The sequence below is a fragment of the Saccharopolyspora thermophila genome, from assembly GCF_014646075.1.
Taxonomy (GTDB): domain Bacteria; phylum Actinomycetota; class Actinomycetes; order Mycobacteriales; family Pseudonocardiaceae; genus Saccharopolyspora; species Saccharopolyspora thermophila.
The window spans coordinates 152,278-169,141 of record NZ_BMMT01000012.1 but is presented as its reverse complement, the minus strand read 5'-3'; the positions used below and the strand labels follow the sequence as shown (position 1 = coordinate 169,141).

Genomic DNA, 16,864 nt, shown 5'->3' with positions numbered 1-16,864 from the left:
ATCAGTGGCCTGCCCATGAAGATCACGGACAGGCCACCTGACCAGGCAAAAAAAGCTGTGGGCGATACTGGGATCGAACCAGTGACCTCTTCGGTGTGAACGAAGCGCTCTCCCGCTGAGCTAATCGCCCTTGTTCTGTTGTTCCGCCGCCGTCCCCCGGCGACGAGAAGAACAATACACGATCGTTTTCAGGGCCCGAACAGGGGGGAGGCCAACCACGTCCAGCGCAGCCCGAGCCAGCCGCCCAGGGTGCTGAAGATCCCGAGCAACCACAGCGTGACCAGCACGATCAGGCAGGTGCCGGTCATGACGACGAGCTTGGTGGCGAGGTGTTGGCGGCCCAGCCACCGGACCCAGCGCTGGTAGTGGTGCCTGGTGAAGGTGTTGACCCGGTGGGCCCAGTGGAACTCGGTGGCGAGGATGCCGAGGCCGGCGAAGACGACGAGCCAGCCGGGGCCTGGGTAGGGGATCATCAGGATGCCGGCGATGAGCACGAGGGTGCCGAAGACGCCGAGCACGACGCGGTAGGTGGTGTTCAGCCCGGGTTTGCTGCGGATGCGTTCGCGGACCGCGTGGAGCTTCTCCCGCATGGCGTGCAGCCTGGGGTGGCGGGGTGCTTGCTGGTCGTCGATGGCGGGCTCCATGGTGCTGCGGGATCCCGGTTCTGCTGTGTTGCTCAGGGCTCTCCACCTGCCGGTTGCGGAGGGTTTGCGGGTTCGGCCACCGCGGTGGTCGCTGCGCTGCGCCGTTCCGGGGACCGGTTCGGGGGTCAGAATACGGCGCATAACGGGCTGCGGTCGTGCCGTGGGCCGCTGCGTCGTGCGGGGCGTTGTCAAGGCGGCGGTCGGGTGTCTCGGGTTGCGTCGACCCGCGCAAGTGTGACGGGGATCATGGTCGTTTCGTCGCGGTGCCGGGTCCTTGGACTCTGTCGTCGCTTTTCGATCCTGGTCACAGTGTGACACTGCTCTCGCTTGAGTGTTCGGGTGCACGCGTGGCCGGTCACGGAGCCGGTCCAGGCCATTAGTCCAATCCGGGGAAATGTAGTGGTAAGCATCTCATCGCCGCCGTTCGCGGTCGGGGTCCTCGCGTGGCCGATCGCTTATTGTTGGGTGGACGTCAGGCGAGGTCGGCGACGCGGCAAACCCGGTGGTCAGCCGGGCGCGGAGGTGGCCTCTGCCGGGCGGGGGCGACGGATCGCCGGGCTGTGAGCGCACCGGATCGACCGATTACGGACCGTATTGATCCTCGGTTACTCAACGGTGTCGGCCTGTGATCCAGGGCCCTCGGCCAGGCTCCTCCGCAGTGGATCTTCTTCCAGTGCGGACAACGGATCTGGCTCGTCTCGCAAGTCGACGACCGGTCTGTTGCGGTTCGGCCACCGGGGGCCATCCGGGCACGCTCAGCAACCAATTGATTGCCCAGCGAAGTGGGGCCTGCCCCGTATGGGTGATCTATCGAGGAGTTGCGAGCGTGGCGGCATGAAGAGGCGTCACAACTGTGTTGCTCGGTCGATATGGGGACCAAGCGGGAGCAGGAAGGGGAGGGCTATGCGTACCGATCACGTGACACTACGTTCGACCGCTGTGTTCGATCTGTTGGCTCCGCAGGCGCCTGCCGTGCCGGTCCAGGTGGAGCTGCGCTACGACACGCGGGACCCGTACGCGGTGGTGGCCGCGTTCCGCACCGGCCGCGCCGGCTGGGTCGAGTGGGTCTTCGCCCGCGACCTGCTGGCTGACGGTCTCATCGCGCACGCCGGTGAGGGCGACGTGACCATCCGGCCCGCGGTGGACAACCCGGAGGTCGTGGTGATCGAGCTGAGCTCGCCGTCCGGGCACGCGGTGTTCGAGGCATCCGCGCAGGAGCTGGCCGACTTCCTGGACCGCACCTACGACGTGGTGGTCCCGGGCAACGAGAACCTGTGGGTCGACGTCGACGAGGCGCTCACCAGGCTGCTGCCGCACGACCTGGGCTGACCAGGGCGAACATGGCTTGACACGGCACGCGCCGGGCGATGTGGCACCCCCCTTTGATCGGCTTCCGGGGTGTGGTCTAGAGTTCACTGTGCAACGCGGCGGACGGGCCCGGCGGATCCCGGGCTTCAGAGTCGCAGGCAGGCGGACGTAGCGCAGTTGGTAGCGCATCACCTTGCCAAGGTGAGGGTCGCGGGTTCGAGTCCCGTCGTCCGCTCTGGGATTCTCTGGCGTTCCAACCGGCCTCGGTGTGGATGCGGAGTTCGGCGGAGTGGCCGAGTGGCTTAGGCAAGGGCCTGCAAAGCCCTGTACGCGGGTTCGATTCCCGCCTCCGCCTCGCGCGATTAGCTCAGTGGGAGAGCGCTACCTTGACACGGTAGAGGTCACTGGTTCAATCCCAGTATCGCGCACCAGTTCTTTCCGCAGGTCAGCGGCTCTGCTCCGCCATGGGGCGGGCTCGCTGTCAGCTCGCGGATGGCGATGACATGGCGATGCGATCGTGAACAGGCTCGCTACCGCCGGTACGAGGATGTGTTGTTCCATCTCCGGGGCCACGTGGTCGTAGACCCGGGTGATGCCTTTCCTCTTCTGTCCGAGCCGAGCGCGGCGTGCCACCTTGGGCATCCCGTCCTCGGTCAGCCAGGTGCTGTGGGTGTTGCCTCCTTCGTGGAAGCGAACGCCCTCGTCGGCAGCAGCCCGGCGAGGGCACCCTGGGAGTGACCAACTGCGTGCCTTCGTGAGTGTTCACACGGTGATGGTGGGCTGGGCGTGCCGACGAGGGCGTTCCTTGGGTGGACCTAGCGTGCCAGCCATCCGCCGTCGACGGTCAGGACACTGCCGGTGACGTAGTTGGAGGCGGAGGAAGCAAGGTAGACGACGGCCCCGGCGAGGTCGTCGGCGTTGCCCCAGCGGTTGGCCGGCATCCTGTCACGCATCGCCTCGTACCTGGTCGAGTCCTGCCGGTGTGCCGCGGTGAAGTCCGTCAGCATGTAGCCCGGCGCGATGGCGTTGACGCGCACGCCGTGCGCGGTCCACTCGTTGGCCAGCGCCCGGGTGAGGCCCAGCAGCCCGTGCTTGGCGGCCGCGTACGCCGGAACCTCGACTCCGCCCTGGAAGCTGTTGATCGACGCTATGTTGATCACGCTCCCCGATGTGCCGGTGTCCGTGAGTGCGCGAGCGAAAGCCTGGGCCAGCATGAACGGGGTGGTCAGGTTCAGGTCGATCACTGCGTGCCAGTCTTCGGCACTGGTGTGCAATGCCGGACCGCGCCGGATCGTGCCCGCGTTGTTGACGAGCACGGTGGTGTTCGGCGCCGCGCTCAGCGCCCGGCTGATCAGCTCCTGGGCGGTCGAGGGACTCAGCGACCGCAGGTCGGCCTGATGCGCGTGGCAGAGCACTCCGCGCGACTCGACGTCCCTCGCCAGGTCGGCGAGCGGTGCGACGTCGAGGGCCACGATGTCGGAGCCGGCTTCCGCGAGTGCGAGTGCCATCGCTCTGCCGAGCCCTCGGGCCGCACCCGTCACGATGGCGGCGCGTCCGTGCAACCGGAAGAGGTCCAACGAGCTGGTCGATTGGTGTTCGCGTGTTGGCATCGGTCAGCTGCTCCCGAGCTTGTTGATCGTTCTGTCGTGGCGCAGGGAGGATCCGGCTGTCTCCTTGGCGGCGACGGCGGCGACCAGAGTGATCACTGCGGCGATCGCGAGATAGATGCTGACCGCGGTGGTGTTGCGCTCATCAACGGTTCCGAGCAGGGCAACCGAGATCATCGGAGCGAGGCCGCCCGCGAATACCGATGCCAGCTGATATCCCAGCGAGGCACCGCTGTAGCGGACGGTCGTGCCGAACAACTCGGAGAACAGAGCCGCCTGGGGTGCGTACATGAAGGTCGTGAAGCTCAGACCGATCACGATGGCGAGCGTGATCATCAGCTGGTCGCCGGTGTCGACCATCGGGAAGAACACGAAGCCCCAGATTCCGGTGCCGATCGCGCCGATGAGGTAGAGCGGGCGGCGTCCGACCCGGTCCGACAGCCCCCCGATGACGGGGGTCAGGACGAGCTGGGCCGCGGAGCCTGCCAGGACGCCGACGATGGCCACGGATTTGGGCATGTGCAGGTAGGTCACCAGGTAGGTGAGCACCACGATCGAGAACATGTAGTAGCCGATGTTCTCGGTCATGCGCAGTCCCATCGCGATCAGCACCTCGCGGGGGTAGTTGCGGATGACCTGCAGCAGCGGAGCGCGCTTGTCGGGTTCGGCTTCGCGAACGGCCTTGGCCTCGGCGAAGACCGGGGATTCCTCGATACTCAGCCGGACCCACATGCCGATGAGCACCAGCAGTGCGCTGAGCAGGAACGGGATTCTCCATCCCCAGACCTGGAAGTCCTGGTCGCTCTGCACTGCTGCGAGCACCCACAGCACGGCCGCCGACAGCAGGTTGCCCGCCGGAACACCGGCTTGGGGCCAGGAGGACCAGAACCCGCGCCGGGCGTCGTCGCCGTGCTCGGCGGCCATGAGCACGGCGCCGCCCCACTCGCCGCCGACCGCGAATCCTTGCAGCATGCGGCAGGTCAGCAGCAACAGGGGAGCGGCGATGCCGACGGTGGCGTGGGTGGGCAGGAGTCCGATGGCGAAGGTCGCGGCGCCCATCAGCAGCAGGCTGACGACCAGCATGGTCTTGCGGCCGAGCCTGTCGCCGAAGTGTCCGAAGATGATGCCGCCCAACGGGCGGGCGACGAATCCGATGGCGTAGGTGCCGAAAGCGAGCATGGTCGCCGCCGCGGGCTCGGATTCGGGGAAGAACAGCGGTCCGAACACCAGCGCGGCGGCGGATCCGTAGAGGAAGAAGTCGTACCACTCGATCGAGGTGCCGATCAGGCTCGCGAACACGACCTTTCCGATCGATGTCCGCGACGGAGCGCGCGTGGCGGTTGTGGTGCTGGCCATGGTGTTTCCTCCTTGAAACGCCGGCCGATCGTGAGGAAATGAATGGGGACGTGCGGAATGCTTCGGGTGTGCCTGCCAGGTCAGGGAACGAGAGCTGCTTTGAAGACCTCCGCGGCTGCGGCTGCGTGCAGCGCTCTGTCGGCATCTGTGAGCGGAAAGGTCGTGACCAGGCAGGACCACGGATCCGGGTTGGCCGCCAGGGTGGTCAGGGCGTCGCGGTAGTCCTCCGCCAGCGAGCCGTAGCTGCCCTGCAACCGGATCTCGGCGCGGGTCAGCACGTTCACGTCCGGGTCGGTGGCACCGCCGAACAGCGCCGGAACCACGACCGTGCCGCCGGCCCGGATCCGGTGCAGTGCCGCCTGGAGCGCCTGGGACGAGCCCGATGCCTCGACCCACCCGCTGGGACGGGTTCCGGTGTCCTCTCCGGCGACGCGGGTCCGCAGTCCCAGCGAGGCCGCGACCGCCAGGCGCCGGTGCCGGTCTCGTTCGGCGCCCACGAGCACGACGCGGTGCCCGCGCTGGCGGAGCAGCAAGGCGATCATCAGGCCGATCGGGCCTGGTCCGCTGACAACCGCGTCGTGGGCCGCGTCGGCGCGCTCCAGGTGCCTGACCGCGCGGTGTGCCACCGAGAGCGGCTCGGTGAGCACCAGCGTGCTGGCGGGCAGGTCGACGTCGACCGGAACGAGCCGCCGTTCGTCGATAACGAAGAACTCCGCCGCCGCACCGTCGAAGGACAACCCGAGCACCGTCCGGTCCGGGCAGAGCTGCCGGAGACCTTCGTGGCAGGTCGGGCAGTCCCCGCAGCCGTCGATGGACACGGGCACGACACGGCGGCCGACCCATGCCCGGTCCGCACCGGGGCCGACGGCCACCACCTCGCCGATCGCCTCGTGCCCCAACGTCACCGGTGCTCGCACCCAGTCGTAACCCGCGTCCTGGCGCCAGGCGTGGACGTCACTGCCGCACAGCCCGCATGCCTCGGTGCGGACCAGAACGTGCCCGGCCGGCGGTCGGGGGATTTCCCGACCGCCGATGCCTGCGTCCCCAGGGACGTTGCCGCGCTTGACCAGCGCGCTCATCGTCCCGTTCGACGAGGTGGCACCCGTGGGCTCAGCGGATGAACTGGTCGACATAGTCCGCGCCGAGACCGACGGCCGCATAGTGCTTGCGCGCGGCTTCGAGCTTGGTGAACACGTCCTCGACACCGACCGGGTTGCCGTCGGGGTCAACGTAGATGTAGGCGCCGGTGACGTGGAACAGCGTCACCATCTCCTCCACCCCGTCGGGCACATGGAGGGTGTGGATGTCGCCCGGGGGCTCGAAGGCGTAGCTGCCTTCCTCGGCCCACCAGTCGTGCTCCAGGTAGTGCCAGCGGCCCTTGAGCGTCGTCGCGTGCACCGGTCCCGCGTGCCGGTGGCGGGACAGGATGCCCGTCTTGCGGACCCGGAGGATGTTGACGAAGTAGCCCTGGCTCACCGACAGCAGCAGTGGCCGGAACGTCACGTCCGGGGCCTGCGGAACCCACAACCGCTCATCGCAGTCCAGGTCGAGCGCCTGCGGAATCACCAGGTCCTCGAGCATGCCGTAGGGCTGCTCGCCGCGGTAGGGCACTTCGGCGTCGTACTGGGGTCGTTCTGGGGTCGTGCTCATTCACTCCTCCTCGAAACGTCCGGTGCGACCGGCGTTGGTGTGTTGCGGAGAAGTGATACGTCCGTTGCGGGGGTCGTGGCGGGGAAGCGCCCAAACGTCCCACGAGGCGGTGCAAAACTGTCCGCATCGTGGTAACAAGAAGGTCAGGCTCCGGTTCTGGCAGGCTCTGGTGACCGAGACCGCGCCGCCCGCGGGGTGCTGAGTTCGCCGATCTGCTGCGCCGCTCGTCGCACCGCCTCCACCAGGCCCGGCTGGCGGTCCTTGTTCAGGATCTCTTCGGGCGAGCCGGCGATCGACACGGCCGCGAGGCATCGGCCGTCGGATGCCCAGATCGGTGCGCCGATCGCGGCGATGCCGATGGTGTTGTCCTCGGAGCTGACCGCGAACCCGGTGGAGCGCACCCTGCGCACCAGGGCCTCGATGTCGGCCAGGCGCCGGGGAGTCCGCTGGGTGAAAACTTCGGCCTCGCCCCCGCGCTCCAGCACGTGTGCGCGCCAGCGCTGGTAGAGCGCCTCGCCGCCGAAGGCGAGCAGCACCCGCGCCCCGGCTCCCGCGTGCAGTGGCAGGGAGCCGCCGAACTGGAGCCCGAAGCTGAGCAGCTCACGCCCGTCGATGCGCTCCACGCACACGGCCCGCAGACCGCGCAGAACGTGGAGGTAGACCGTCAGGCCGGTCTCGTTCCGCAAGGTCCGCAGGACGGGTGCTGCGAGGCGGTGCTCGATGCCGGCCTCGACCGCCGCCCGCCCGAGCTGCATGAGCGTGAGCCCCAGCGCGTAACGACCGCGTTTGCCCGTCTCCTCGACCCAGCCCATCCCCTGCAAGGTCGCCAGCAGGCGGTAGATCGTGGTCCGCGGCTCACCGGTCTCCTCGGCGAGCTGCACCACGGTCTGCGGCCCTCGGTACGCCAGCGCTTCCATGAGTGCGCCAGCCTTCTCAATGACGCGGACACCGCCGGTGGACGACCCCATGCTCGTGTCCTTCCTGGCTGAGACGGACCACAAGTTACCACGATGCGGACATGCCTGAAACGGTTCGGGGTTCCGGGGTCGCGTACTGTGGTTGGTTGATCACGGTGGTGGGTCTTGGGGCGCATCGGGAGCTGGGATGAGCCGACTGGGGCGTGCGGACGAAGGCGAGCCTGTGCAGGCGCGCAACGAGCTGTCGGGCACGGTCAACGGTCCTTCGGTTCAGGTCGGTCAACTCCACGGTGACGTGCACGTCGGGGTAACGCCGCTGGCGGAGGTGGTGCCGCACGAGGTTCCGGTTCCGCTGGGCGGGTTCGTCAACCGGGCGCGGGAGTTGGCCCGGGCCGGGGAACTGCTCGATCCGGGGGCCGGTCTGGTGCGGATCGCGGTGTTCACCGGCCTTCCCGGGGTGGGCAAGACCGCGACGGTGCAGCGCGCCGTTGCCAACACCCGTGGTTGCTATCCCGGTGGCGAGCTGTACGTGGATTTCGCGCGGTTGCGGGACGGCGGTGGGACCGCGGTCAACGACGGGTTGGCCGACTGCCTGCGTGCGCTCGGGGTGCACGACAAGGTGATGCCGCCGACCCTGGCGGGCCGGGCGAACCTGTACCGGACGCGGACCAGGGGCCGACCGGTGCTGGTGGTGCTCGACGACGTGACCGAACCCGCGGAGGTGGCGCCGTTCGTGCCGTCCGCGGCGGGGAGCGCGGTGCTCGTGACGAGCAATCGCCAGCTGAGCGAACTGGTGCTGGACGAAGCCGCGGTCGTGCCGGTGGAGCCGCTGTCGGACGAGTCCGGCGTCGAGCTGCTCACCGCGCTGTGCGGAGAGCACCGCACCGCGGCGGAGCCGGAGGCGATGCGGGAGCTGGCCGCGTTGTGCGGTGGGCTGCCGATCGCGTTGCGGACCGCAGCAGCCCGGTTGCGCAGCCATCCCAGCCTGTCCGTGGCTGATCTGATTGCCGAAATCACCGCTGAGGACAGCGGTCTGGCACCGTTCGATTTCTCCGGCGCGGCGCGGGTGGCGTCGGTGTTCACGGCGTGCTACCGGGAGCTGCCCGCTCCGGCAGCGCGCCTCTACCGGGCGCTGGGCCTGTTCCCCGGCGCTGACTTCGACTCGGACCTGGTGGTGGCCCTGGGCGGCGGCGCGCCCGCTGACGAGCGGCGCGCGCTCGGTGCGCTGCTGGAGGCGAACCTGGTCACCGACCAGGGCGAAGGGCGGTATCGCTTGCACGGCCTCGTCCGCCGCCACGCGCGGGGCTGCGCCGACCAGGACGACCCGACCGGCCAGGTGCGCCGGGCGGTACTGCGGAGTGTGGTGGACTTCTTCCTGCGTCGGGCCGCGTTCGCCGACCTGGCGGTCATGGGGGAGGGGCGGCTGCGGATCACCCCGCACGAGGAGTTGCTGGGCGACGAACCCAGTCCGTTCCGCGGTGACACCGCCAAGGTGGCGGCCCTGCGCTGGTTGGACGTCGAGCGGCCGAATCTGATGGCGGTGCTGCGGACCGCGCTCGACGAGGGGTGGTACCGGGCGGCGTGGCAGTTGTCCGAGGCGATGACCGCGCTGTTCGTGAATCGCCGCTACCTGGAGGACTGGGTCGAGTCGGCCAGGATCGGGGTGTGGGCGGCACGGCTGGACGAGAGGCCGGCGGCGGTGGCCCGGTTGCGGAGTTTCGTCTCCCGTGCCTACACCGATCTCGGGGACCTGGTCGAGGCGCGGGCAGCGTTGGACGAGTCGCTGCCGATCGCCGAGGCATCGGGCAACGCGCGCCTGGTCGCGTCGGTGTGGGAGCTGATCGGCCGCCTCCACGACGAGCACGCCCGGGTGGAGTCCGACGAGGTGCGCCGTGCGGAGGCGATCTCGGCGTACCGACGCGCTCTGGAGCTGTTCGCCGCGGCCGACGACGACCGCGGGGGCGCGTTCGTGACGTTCTTCCTGGGGTGCAGCCAGCTCGGGCAGGGGCGGGCGCCGGAGGCGCTGGCGACGCTGGAGCGTGCTCTGGACCTCATCCGCGCGGTGCCCGATCAGCGGATGGCGGGTCGTGCCCTGACCGCGATCGGCTCGGCCTACCACGCGCTGGGGGATGATGAGCGAGCCGTTACCGCGTTGCGCCAGGCGATCGAGCAGCTGCATGCCGGGCAGGACTACTACTACGAAGCGCAGGCCCGCGAAGAACTGGCCAAGGTCGCCGCGCACCAGGGAAATCGCGCGCTGCAGCGGGAAAACCTGCAGCGAGCACTGGACATCCACGCGAGGTTCGGCAGTCCGCGCGTTGCGGAACTGCACGACGCCCTCGCCGCTCTCGGCTAGCTCACCACACCCAGTCGTACTCGCGTCGTGGTCCGACCCGTGTGCACGGTGAGGATCCGATCAGCGACGCTGCGGTCGAGCACGCACGCATAGACAGCCGAGGCCAGGAGCATCGCGTCCACCCCGTCCGCGGTCGCCTCGACGCACGGGCCGTTTCTGATCCTGGCCAGGCACCCGGATGCCGTGGCGGCACCGGCCACGCGGGCACCGGGAAGCGTCTGCAGCGCTTCGGCGGTCCACTGGAGCGCTTCCGTGCGGGTCGCGACGTCGCGCCGCACGAAGACGGCGGCTTGGTGCGGGCGGCGCAGATCGTGGTCGTCTTCGTCCACGGCCAGGTGCCGCACCGCCCCCGGATGCGGCGGGCCCGGGTGGATGGTGTCCGCGGGCGGGCGCGCGGCCGCCGGGTATCGCCAGATGGCCAAATCCTCCGGCCCGGTGAACCGGGTGACGGTGTCGAAGGCCGTCACGGGCAGCGGAGCCGATTCGATGTCCGGCGGACGCAGCAGCGGCACCTCGCCCGGCGGCGGAGCCAGGCCCATCTCGCGGTAGAGGAGGTCTCTCAGCAGGGTTTCGGATTCGCCGACGTGCGCGAAAACCTCCGCGGTGAGCTCGGCGAACCGGTCGGGGTCGTGGCTGTCGAGGGCCCGTTCCACCTGCGCGCGCAGGTCGGCCCGCGGGTCGAGGCGGTCTGCCATGCGGCCCAGCTTCTCGATCGGGGTGCCGGGCACATGTTCGTCGCCGAAAGCGGCCAGCAGCAGCGGCTTACCCAGGGCCGCGCTGTAGAGGCTCAGCGACCCGTGGTCGGCAACGACCAGGTGGGCGGCCACGAGCGCGGCGTGCCACCCGCGGTGCGGCGGCACCAGCAGCAGGCCCGCGTCCAGCGCGTCGCGGAACCAGGTGCGGATGACACCGGGGCCGTACCAGGCCCAGACGTTGGGGTGCATCGCCACCGCGACCTGGTACTCGTCGGCGGGCAGACTGGCCAGCATCTCCAGCGGAAGCGTGCGCCAACGCCCCAGTTCGGACTCGCTGCGCCACGTCGAGCTCAACAGGACCAACCTGCGGCCGCCGAGTCCGAGCTTGCGCCGGTAGCGCTCGCGGAACGGCAGACTGGCCAGCAGCTGGTCGTAGGTCGGGTCGCCGGTCACCGCGGTGTGCCCGGCCACCTCGGAGCACAGGGCCCGCAGCTGCCGCTCCTGCGCGGGATGGCTCAACACCAGGCGTACGCGACCGCTGCGCAACGCTTCGGCCCGTGGCAGGCCGGCCAACCGGGTGCCGCCGGTGGTGGGGTCGGGCACCCACTTGTTGAAACCGATCCCGTGGGGGAGGACCACAGTGGTGCCCCGCAGCTTCGCGAAGTCGACGTTCTCGCTGGCGGAAAGCGCCAGTGCGTAGTGCAGCTCGGGAACCTGGTCCCACGGCACGATGTCGGTAACCCCGGCCGCTTCCAGCAGCGTGCGCGCCCCTGAGCTGTACGGGGAGGTGTCGTTGATCGTGAACAGGGGCTTCACCCGGAAATCGTTGCGGAAGAAGCGCAGTGCCTCCAGCAGCCTGGCAGTCGACGTGACCGTGCGGGCGACGACCAGCACAGCGCGTTCGCAGTCGAACGTCCCCTGTACCCGTTCCTCCGGCGAAACGGGGAGCAGCGGACCGCGCGCATCACGGTCCACACCGACCGCCCGCGATCCCCGGCGCACCCGGCCACGGTGCACGACCGACCGGGCCTGCGCCTACCGAGAACGATCTACCGCCTTGGGCCTTGGGCCTTGGGCCTTGGGCCTCGGGCCTTGGGCCTTGGGCCTTGGGCCTCGGGCCTCGGGCCTCGGGCCTCGGGCCTCAATGTAACGATCATATCACCGTCGGTGAACATCGAAGCTGCAGGGGTGCCCGATTCTAGCGCTGGCGCCGGACGTTTGGAGCTCACGAGCTGCAGCGTGCGGAGCGGTCGGTTTCGACGCAGTCGAAGACCGTCAGGTCAGGGGTCGGTCAACGCCGGGCGGGCGCGTGGACGACGATGTCGATCTTTGACACGATGGGACCCTGTGATCGGAAGGGGGCGCAATGGGTAACGGGATTCGGCGCACCAGCGTCGACCTGCGGACCGACCGGGCACACGGCGCGCGGATCTACGACTACATCCTCGGCGGCAAGGACAACTACGCCGTCGACCGGGCCGCCGCCGAGGCCACCAAGCGAATCTGGCCCGCGCTGCCTGTACACATGCGCGCCAACCGTGAATTCATGCACCGCGCCGGCCGGTATCTGGCCACCGAGTGCGGCATCGACCAGTTCCTGGACATCGGTACCGGCATTCCCACCTCGCCGAACCTGCACGAGGTCGTGCAACAGGTGCGGCCGGAGGCACGCGTCGTCTACACCGACAACGATCCCATCGTGCTCGTGCATGCCCGAGCCCTGATGACCAGCACCCCGCAGGGCCGCACCGCCTACGTGGAGGCCGACCTGCGCGATCCGGACTCGATCCTGTCCGCTCCGGAGTTCCGCGAGACCCTGGATTCGACCCGGCCGATCGGGCTGATGCTCATCGCGGTCGTGCACTTCATCGAGGACGACGACGAGGCGCTGGACGTGGTGCGGCGGATCATCGACGTGCTGCCCTCCGGCAGCTACATGGCGGCCACGATCGCCACGGACGACTTCGCCCCGGACATGCTGGCGGAGGTCCGCCGGACCTACCACGAGCACGGCGAGGCCCTGCGCTGGCGCTCCCGGGCCCAGGCCGCCCAGTACTTCGAGGGTCTCGAACTGGTCGAGCCCGGAATCGTCCAGATGCACAAGTGGCGCCCGGACGATCCAGCCGCGCTGAACATCCCGGAGGCCGACATCGCCATGTACGGCGCCGTCGCCCGCAAGCCCTGAGCCGGCTTGGGAACCAAGGGGAGCGGCCTGCCGGTGTCGTCGACACCGCTTCGCGCGTTCCCACGCCGCGGTGCGTTGTCCGATCAGGACGCTCGTGCCGATGCCGTGGTTGCGGGCGACCAGGCAGGCCGCGTCGGCGCGATTTCCCTGGAAGTCTTTGCTTGCCAGGGAAATCGCGGATCCGGCGCCCGAGTCAGAACTCCTCGTCGTCGCCCTCGAAGAGCTCGCCGACCTCCTCGATCATCTCGCCCGCGACCATGCCGCCGAGGAATCCGGCACCGGCGCCGAGGGCCGCCCCGGCGATCATGCCGCCCATCCCGGAGCTGTGGTGGTGGTCGTGGTGCCCGTGACCGTGGTGGCCGTACCCGTGGTGGTCGTGACCGTGGTGCCCGAAGCCGCCCATCGCGGTGCGGCGCTCGGCGACCTGCTCCAGCCAGCCCTGGATCTGCTGCGCCCAGTCGGTGGTGAGGGCCTCCTCGTGGCTGACGTGGAAGCGGCCGAAGACGTCCTGGCTCGGTGTGAAGAAACCACCGCGCTTGTCGGCCTCCAGGATCACGTCCAGGCCGTGCGGGCTGGCGACAAAGGTCAGCTCCACCTCGTTGACGCGCCCGGCGAAGGCGGGCGGCGGGAAGAACTCGATCTCCTGGAAGAACGGCAGTTCCTGGTGCACCCCGTGGATCCTGCCGTGCTCCAGATCGGCGCTCCTGAAGTGGAACCCGAGCTGCGAGAACGCCTCCAGCACGCGCTCCTGGGCGGGCAGCGGCTCGACGGAGACCGGGTCCAGATCGCCCTTGTCGGCGACCTTGGCGATGGCCAGCTCGGTGCGCACGCCGAGGGTCATACCGTGCAGGTGCTGGCCGTAGACGCTGGTGATCGGGGTTTCCCACGGCACCGGCAGCCCGAACGGGATGGTCTTGTGCTCGCCCTCGCGCAGGGGGAAGCGCCCGGCGACCACGGCACGGTGGAACTCCACCCCGGCGTGCCCGTCGTGGTCGCCGTACTCGGTCTCCATGTGGGTGACGAAGCCGAGGGCGACGTGCTCGATGGTCACGTCCTGGTTGCCGCCGGTGATGCGGACCTCACCGGACAGGTTCTCGCCGGGGCGGACGTGCGGGTGGTGCAGCACGGTGTCCACGGACGGGCCGCCGACACCGAGCACGCCGAGCAGTTTCTTGAAGACCATGGGCCGACCCTTCTCCTGGTGTTGTCGATCGATCGCGGTGAGCGGTTCTGGGGGCACGCATCCATAGCAACGGAAGATCAGGATGGTGAGTTCCGGACAAAAGCCCCGTGGATCGTGATCACGGCAACATCGCGGCACAGTCGTGCTCGCGTGGCGATGCTCGCCGCGGACCGAGGTGTGCGGCGCGGTCCGGGGTCGCCTCCTGGCTCCGGTCGAATCGGTCGCCAAGGCGCGTGATCGGTGCACCTGTCCGAGGTAGGCTGCGCGCCAGCAGTCGGGGAACATCGCGGAGGGAGCCGTGCAGGGCATGGACTGGGTGCGATCAAGCGCGGCCGACATGCGGCCGCCGATCGACCTGAAGACGAACGTGCCGCACTCGGCGAGGATCTACGACTACCTGCTCGGCGGCCGGGACAACTTCGCCGCGGATCGCCAGGCCGCGGCGCGGATCACCGCCGACTGGCCGAACCTGCCGAAATCGATGCGCGCCAACCGCGACTTCATGTGCCGCGTCACCCACTACCTGGCCGCCGAGCTCGGCTTCCGCCAGTTCCTCGACATCGGCACCGGCCTGCCGACCGAGCCCAATCTGCACGAGATCGCCCAGGCCGTGGCCCCCGAATCGCGGGTCGTCTACGTCGACAACGACCCGATCGTGCTGGTCCACGCGCGAGCGCTGCTGACCAGCACCCCGCAGGGCCGCACCGCGTACATCGACGCCGACCTGCACGACCCAGCCGCGATCCTGGGCTCCGCGGAGTTCGCCGAAACCCTCGACCTGGACCGGCCGGTCGCGGTGAGCCTGCTTGCGATCGTGCACTTCATCCCGGACGACGACCAGGTCCGCGACCTGATCGCCCGGCTGCTCGGTCCGCTGCCCAGCGGCAGCGCCCTGGCGCTGTCCACCGCGACGGCGGTGAGCGCGCCGGAGGAGGTGCGCCGGGGAGTCGCCGCGTACAACGCCAACGGCATCCCGCTGGTCGCCCGCACCAAGGAGCAGGTGGAGGGCTTCTTCACCGGGCTGGACCTGCTGGCACCGGGCGTGACCCTGGTCCACCACTGGCACCCGGACGCGGCGGCCGCCGCCACTGACGACGCCCACGTCCACATGTACGGCGGCGTCGCCATCAAGCGCTAGCAGATGTCCGAGCCGGCGGACCGTGACACCGCGGCGCGGGTGGGCTCCGCGGGCACCGGGGCCGGTGGTGCGTTGCGGGGCAGGGCCCGGTCGATGAGGACCAGGGCCAGACCGAGCAGCCAGAACGCGCCGCCGTAGAGCAGGACGTTCAGCGCGAGACCGTCCCAGCCCAGGACGTCGACGTCGAGGAACGGGTACGGGTAGCGGTGCGGGCCGTCCACCGTGGTCGCGCGCACGAGCGCGAAGCCCAGGTAGCCGAACGGGTAGGCGAGCCAGGCGAAGGCGTGGGAGAAGCGGAACCGGCGGTGCTCGTCGAACAGCAGCCAGTCGACCGTGGCGGCGATCGGGGTCACGACGTGCACCACCTGGTTCGACAGGTGCCAGATGGGCGAGGCGTGCGGTGCCACCGGCAGATCCGCCAGCACGAGGTTGTAGACGAGCCCGGTGATCGCGATGGAGAGCGTCGTGCCGCCCTTGAGCCACGTCGGCGGGTGGCCGGCGCCGCGCCAGGTGGCCGACGCCGACCAGGCGAAGACCGCGGCCACCAGCACGTTGCTCTGGATCGTGAAATACGCCAGGGAGGCGGTGAAGCTGCTGTCCCTGGTCGTCAGGTGCACGCCGAGGACGGCGGTGATCACCACGGCGATCCGGAACAGCACCGCGACTGGCCTGCGCATCGGTTTCCCGCCCCAGAATGCGAACAATGTTTCGCGATCAAGGTTAACGACACCCAATCCCGGGCCGGGCATCGGAGCGCGACAAGGCCCGACTCGAACGGGATCCGAGCCGGGCCGGGTGATGGTGCGGTCAGTGCTGCGAGACCAGCGACCGCAGGAAGAACACCAGGTTCGCCGGGCGCTCGGCGAGGCGGCGCATGAAGTAGCCGTACCACTCGTCGCCGTAGGCCACGTAGACGCGGAGCTTGTTGCCGGCGGCGGCGATCCGCTTCTGCTCCTCCGGCCGGATTCCGTACAGCATCTGGTACTCGAAGTCACCGGCTCCGCGCCCGGCCCGCGCGGCCAGGTCGGCGGCGATCGACACCATGCGCGGGTCGTGGGTGGCCACCATCGGATACCCCGCTCCGTTCATCAGGATCTTCAGGCAGCGCACGTAGGAGCGGTCCACCTCGGCCCGGTCCTGGTAGGCCACCGAGGCGGGCTCGGAGTAGGCGCCCTTGCACAGCCGCACCCGCGACCCCTCGGTGGCCAGGTCGCGGCAGTCCTGCTCGGTGCGGTGCAGGTAGGACTGCAGCACCGCACCCACCCACGGGAAGTCCACCCGCAGGTCGCGCAGGATGGCCAGGGTGGAGTCGGTGGTGGTGTGGTCCTCCATGTCGAGGGTGACCGTGGTGCCCGCGGCGGCCGCGGCCTCGCAGATCAGCCGGGCGTTGTCCAGCGCGATCTTCTCCCCGTCGGTCGGCAGGGACTGCCCGACGGCGGACAGCTTCACCGACACCTCGGCCCGGTCGGCCAGCCCCTCGGCCGCCAGCACCGACAGCATCTCCTGGTAGGCCCGCACGGTGTCCGCCGCCTGCTGCGCGTCCAGCGTGTCCTCGCCGAGGTGGTCGAGCGTGACGTGCATGCCCTGCTCGCGCAGGGTGCGGGTGACGCGGACCGCGTCCACCGGGTCGGTCCCGGCGACGAACCGCTCGACGACCGGCCTGGTCAGCGGGTTGGCCTCCACGAGGCGGCGCACGCCCTGCGAACGGGCGGCGGCCAGCATGGTGCTGCGCAGCATCGCTGCTCTCCTTCTCAACGGATGGGTGGGGGGATCTCCTGCCTTCCGCGTTGCCTGCAAGACGAAGCTGCGTGCCGCGGCCCGCCGG

Annotated in this window: 14 protein-coding genes, 4 tRNA genes and 1 pseudogene; 7 read left to right on the top strand and 12 right to left on the bottom strand. The window is 69.5% G+C overall.

All coding sequences use genetic code 11. The features are described 5' to 3' along the window. Window positions 1-58: 58 nt before the first annotated feature. Both IEY17_RS17495 and IEY17_RS17490 read right to left on the bottom strand, forming a co-directional pair. Window positions 59-130: transfer RNA gene (locus tag IEY17_RS17495), tRNA-Val, on the bottom strand. Between the two features lie 58 nt (window positions 131-188). Further along, on the bottom strand, window positions 189-644 hold the full coding sequence (locus IEY17_RS17490) for a TIGR02611 family protein (protein WP_229680255.1): 456 nt from the start codon (window positions 642-644) through the stop codon (window positions 189-191). A gap of 903 nt (window positions 645-1,547) precedes the next feature. On the opposite strand from IEY17_RS17490, the gene IEY17_RS17485 reads away from it, so the two are divergent. From IEY17_RS17485 to IEY17_RS17470, 4 genes are all read left to right on the top strand, one after another. After that, entirely contained in the window at window positions 1,548-1,973 is a 426-nt protein-coding gene (locus tag IEY17_RS17485; protein WP_188989044.1) for an SsgA family sporulation/cell division regulator, read from the top strand. A 141-nt stretch (window positions 1,974-2,114) separates the two neighbouring features. Continuing rightward, a tRNA-Gly gene (locus tag IEY17_RS17480) sits at window positions 2,115-2,187 on the top strand. Between the two features lie 48 nt (window positions 2,188-2,235). Then, a tRNA-Cys gene (locus IEY17_RS17475) sits at window positions 2,236-2,307 on the top strand. Window position 2,308: 1 nt separating this feature from the next. Further along, a tRNA-Val gene (locus IEY17_RS17470) sits at window positions 2,309-2,383 on the top strand. Between the two features lie 112 nt (window positions 2,384-2,495). Here IEY17_RS17470 and IEY17_RS25520 read toward each other — a convergent pair. The 6 genes and pseudogenes from IEY17_RS25520 to IEY17_RS17445 form a co-directional block, all read right to left on the bottom strand. After that, window positions 2,496-2,642: pseudogene (locus IEY17_RS25520) on the bottom strand (tyrosine-type recombinase/integrase); the annotation flags it as partial. Window positions 2,643-2,767: 125 nt separating this feature from the next. Beyond that, window positions 2,768-3,562: an SDR family oxidoreductase gene (locus IEY17_RS17465; RefSeq protein WP_188989042.1), complete on the bottom strand. Its 795-nt coding sequence runs from the start codon at window positions 3,560-3,562 to the stop codon at window positions 2,768-2,770. Window positions 3,563-3,565: 3 nt separating this feature from the next. After that, entirely contained in the window at window positions 3,566-4,915 is a 1,350-nt protein-coding gene (locus tag IEY17_RS17460) for an MFS transporter (protein WP_188989040.1), read from the bottom strand. 80 nt (window positions 4,916-4,995) lie between these two features. Then, window positions 4,996-5,994 (bottom strand): alcohol dehydrogenase catalytic domain-containing protein, encoded by a 999-nt coding sequence (locus tag IEY17_RS17455; RefSeq protein ID WP_188989038.1) that lies wholly within the window; start codon window positions 5,992-5,994, stop codon window positions 4,996-4,998. A gap of 31 nt (window positions 5,995-6,025) precedes the next feature. Beyond that, a complete protein-coding gene (locus IEY17_RS17450; protein WP_188989036.1) occupies window positions 6,026-6,565 on the bottom strand; it encodes a 2,4'-dihydroxyacetophenone dioxygenase family protein in 540 nt (179 codons plus the stop codon). A gap of 143 nt (window positions 6,566-6,708) precedes the next feature. Continuing rightward, window positions 6,709-7,533, bottom strand: a complete 825-nt coding sequence (locus IEY17_RS17445; RefSeq protein ID WP_188989034.1) for an IclR family transcriptional regulator — start codon at window positions 7,531-7,533, stop codon at window positions 6,709-6,711. Window positions 7,534-7,669: 136 nt separating this feature from the next. Here IEY17_RS17445 and IEY17_RS17440 point away from each other — a divergent pair, with 136 nt between their 5' ends. Continuing rightward, entirely contained in the window at window positions 7,670-9,838 is a 2,169-nt protein-coding gene (locus tag IEY17_RS17440) for a tetratricopeptide repeat protein (protein ID WP_188989032.1), read from the top strand. Here IEY17_RS17440 and IEY17_RS17435 read toward each other — a convergent pair. Further along, window positions 9,835-11,535, bottom strand: a complete 1,701-nt coding sequence (locus IEY17_RS17435) for a hypothetical protein (RefSeq protein ID WP_188989030.1) — start codon at window positions 11,533-11,535, stop codon at window positions 9,835-9,837. The genes IEY17_RS17440 and IEY17_RS17435 overlap by 4 nt on opposite strands. Before the next feature lie 364 nt (window positions 11,536-11,899). Here IEY17_RS17435 and IEY17_RS17430 point away from each other — a divergent pair, with 364 nt between their 5' ends. Continuing rightward, window positions 11,900-12,718, top strand: a complete 819-nt coding sequence (locus IEY17_RS17430; protein ID WP_188989028.1) for an SAM-dependent methyltransferase — start codon at window positions 11,900-11,902, stop codon at window positions 12,716-12,718. A gap of 193 nt (window positions 12,719-12,911) precedes the next feature. Here IEY17_RS17430 and IEY17_RS17425 read toward each other — a convergent pair whose 3' ends face one another. After that, window positions 12,912-13,901, bottom strand: a complete 990-nt coding sequence (locus IEY17_RS17425) for a sporulation protein (protein ID WP_188989026.1) — start codon at window positions 13,899-13,901, stop codon at window positions 12,912-12,914. A gap of 307 nt (window positions 13,902-14,208) precedes the next feature. On the opposite strand from IEY17_RS17425, the gene IEY17_RS17420 reads away from it, so the two are divergent. After that, window positions 14,209-15,039 (top strand): SAM-dependent methyltransferase, encoded by an 831-nt coding sequence (locus IEY17_RS17420; RefSeq protein WP_188989024.1) that lies wholly within the window; start codon window positions 14,209-14,211, stop codon window positions 15,037-15,039. Here IEY17_RS17420 and IEY17_RS17415 read toward each other — a convergent pair. After that, the gene (locus IEY17_RS17415) at window positions 15,036-15,716 is read right to left on the bottom strand and encodes a Pr6Pr family membrane protein (protein ID WP_188989022.1); all 681 of its coding nucleotides are present in this window, start codon (window positions 15,714-15,716) and stop codon (window positions 15,036-15,038) included. The genes IEY17_RS17420 and IEY17_RS17415 overlap by 4 nt on opposite strands. Before the next feature lie 130 nt (window positions 15,717-15,846). After that, window positions 15,847-16,776, bottom strand: a complete 930-nt coding sequence (locus IEY17_RS17410; protein WP_188989020.1) for a proline dehydrogenase family protein — start codon at window positions 16,774-16,776, stop codon at window positions 15,847-15,849. Between the last annotated feature and the right edge of the window lie 88 nt (window positions 16,777-16,864).

Coding starts and splice junctions, on each gene's coding strand:
- IEY17_RS17410 (WP_188989020.1), bottom strand. CDS start 16,776: ATGCTGCGCAGCACCATGCTGGCCGCCGCCCGTTCGCAGGGCGTGCGC.
- IEY17_RS17440 (WP_188989032.1), top strand. CDS start 7,670: ATGAGCCGACTGGGGCGTGCGGACGAAGGCGAGCCTGTGCAGGCGCGC.
- IEY17_RS17465 (WP_188989042.1), bottom strand. CDS start 3,562: ATGCCAACACGCGAACACCAATCGACCAGCTCGTTGGACCTCTTCCGG.
- IEY17_RS17450 (WP_188989036.1), bottom strand. CDS start 6,565: ATGAGCACGACCCCAGAACGACCCCAGTACGACGCCGAAGTGCCCTAC.
- IEY17_RS17485 (WP_188989044.1), top strand. CDS start 1,548: ATGCGTACCGATCACGTGACACTACGTTCGACCGCTGTGTTCGATCTG.
- IEY17_RS17445 (WP_188989034.1), bottom strand. CDS start 7,533: ATGGGGTCGTCCACCGGCGGTGTCCGCGTCATTGAGAAGGCTGGCGCA.
- IEY17_RS17490 (WP_229680255.1), bottom strand. CDS start 644: ATGGAGCCCGCCATCGACGACCAGCAAGCACCCCGCCACCCCAGGCTG.
- IEY17_RS17430 (WP_188989028.1), top strand. CDS start 11,900: ATGGGTAACGGGATTCGGCGCACCAGCGTCGACCTGCGGACCGACCGG.
- IEY17_RS17415 (WP_188989022.1), bottom strand. CDS start 15,716: ATGCGCAGGCCAGTCGCGGTGCTGTTCCGGATCGCCGTGGTGATCACC.
- IEY17_RS17425 (WP_188989026.1), bottom strand. CDS start 13,901: ATGGTCTTCAAGAAACTGCTCGGCGTGCTCGGTGTCGGCGGCCCGTCC.
- IEY17_RS17455 (WP_188989038.1), bottom strand. CDS start 5,994: ATGAGCGCGCTGGTCAAGCGCGGCAACGTCCCTGGGGACGCAGGCATC.
- IEY17_RS17460 (WP_188989040.1), bottom strand. CDS start 4,915: ATGGCCAGCACCACAACCGCCACGCGCGCTCCGTCGCGGACATCGATC.
- IEY17_RS17420 (WP_188989024.1), top strand. CDS start 14,209: ATGGACTGGGTGCGATCAAGCGCGGCCGACATGCGGCCGCCGATCGAC.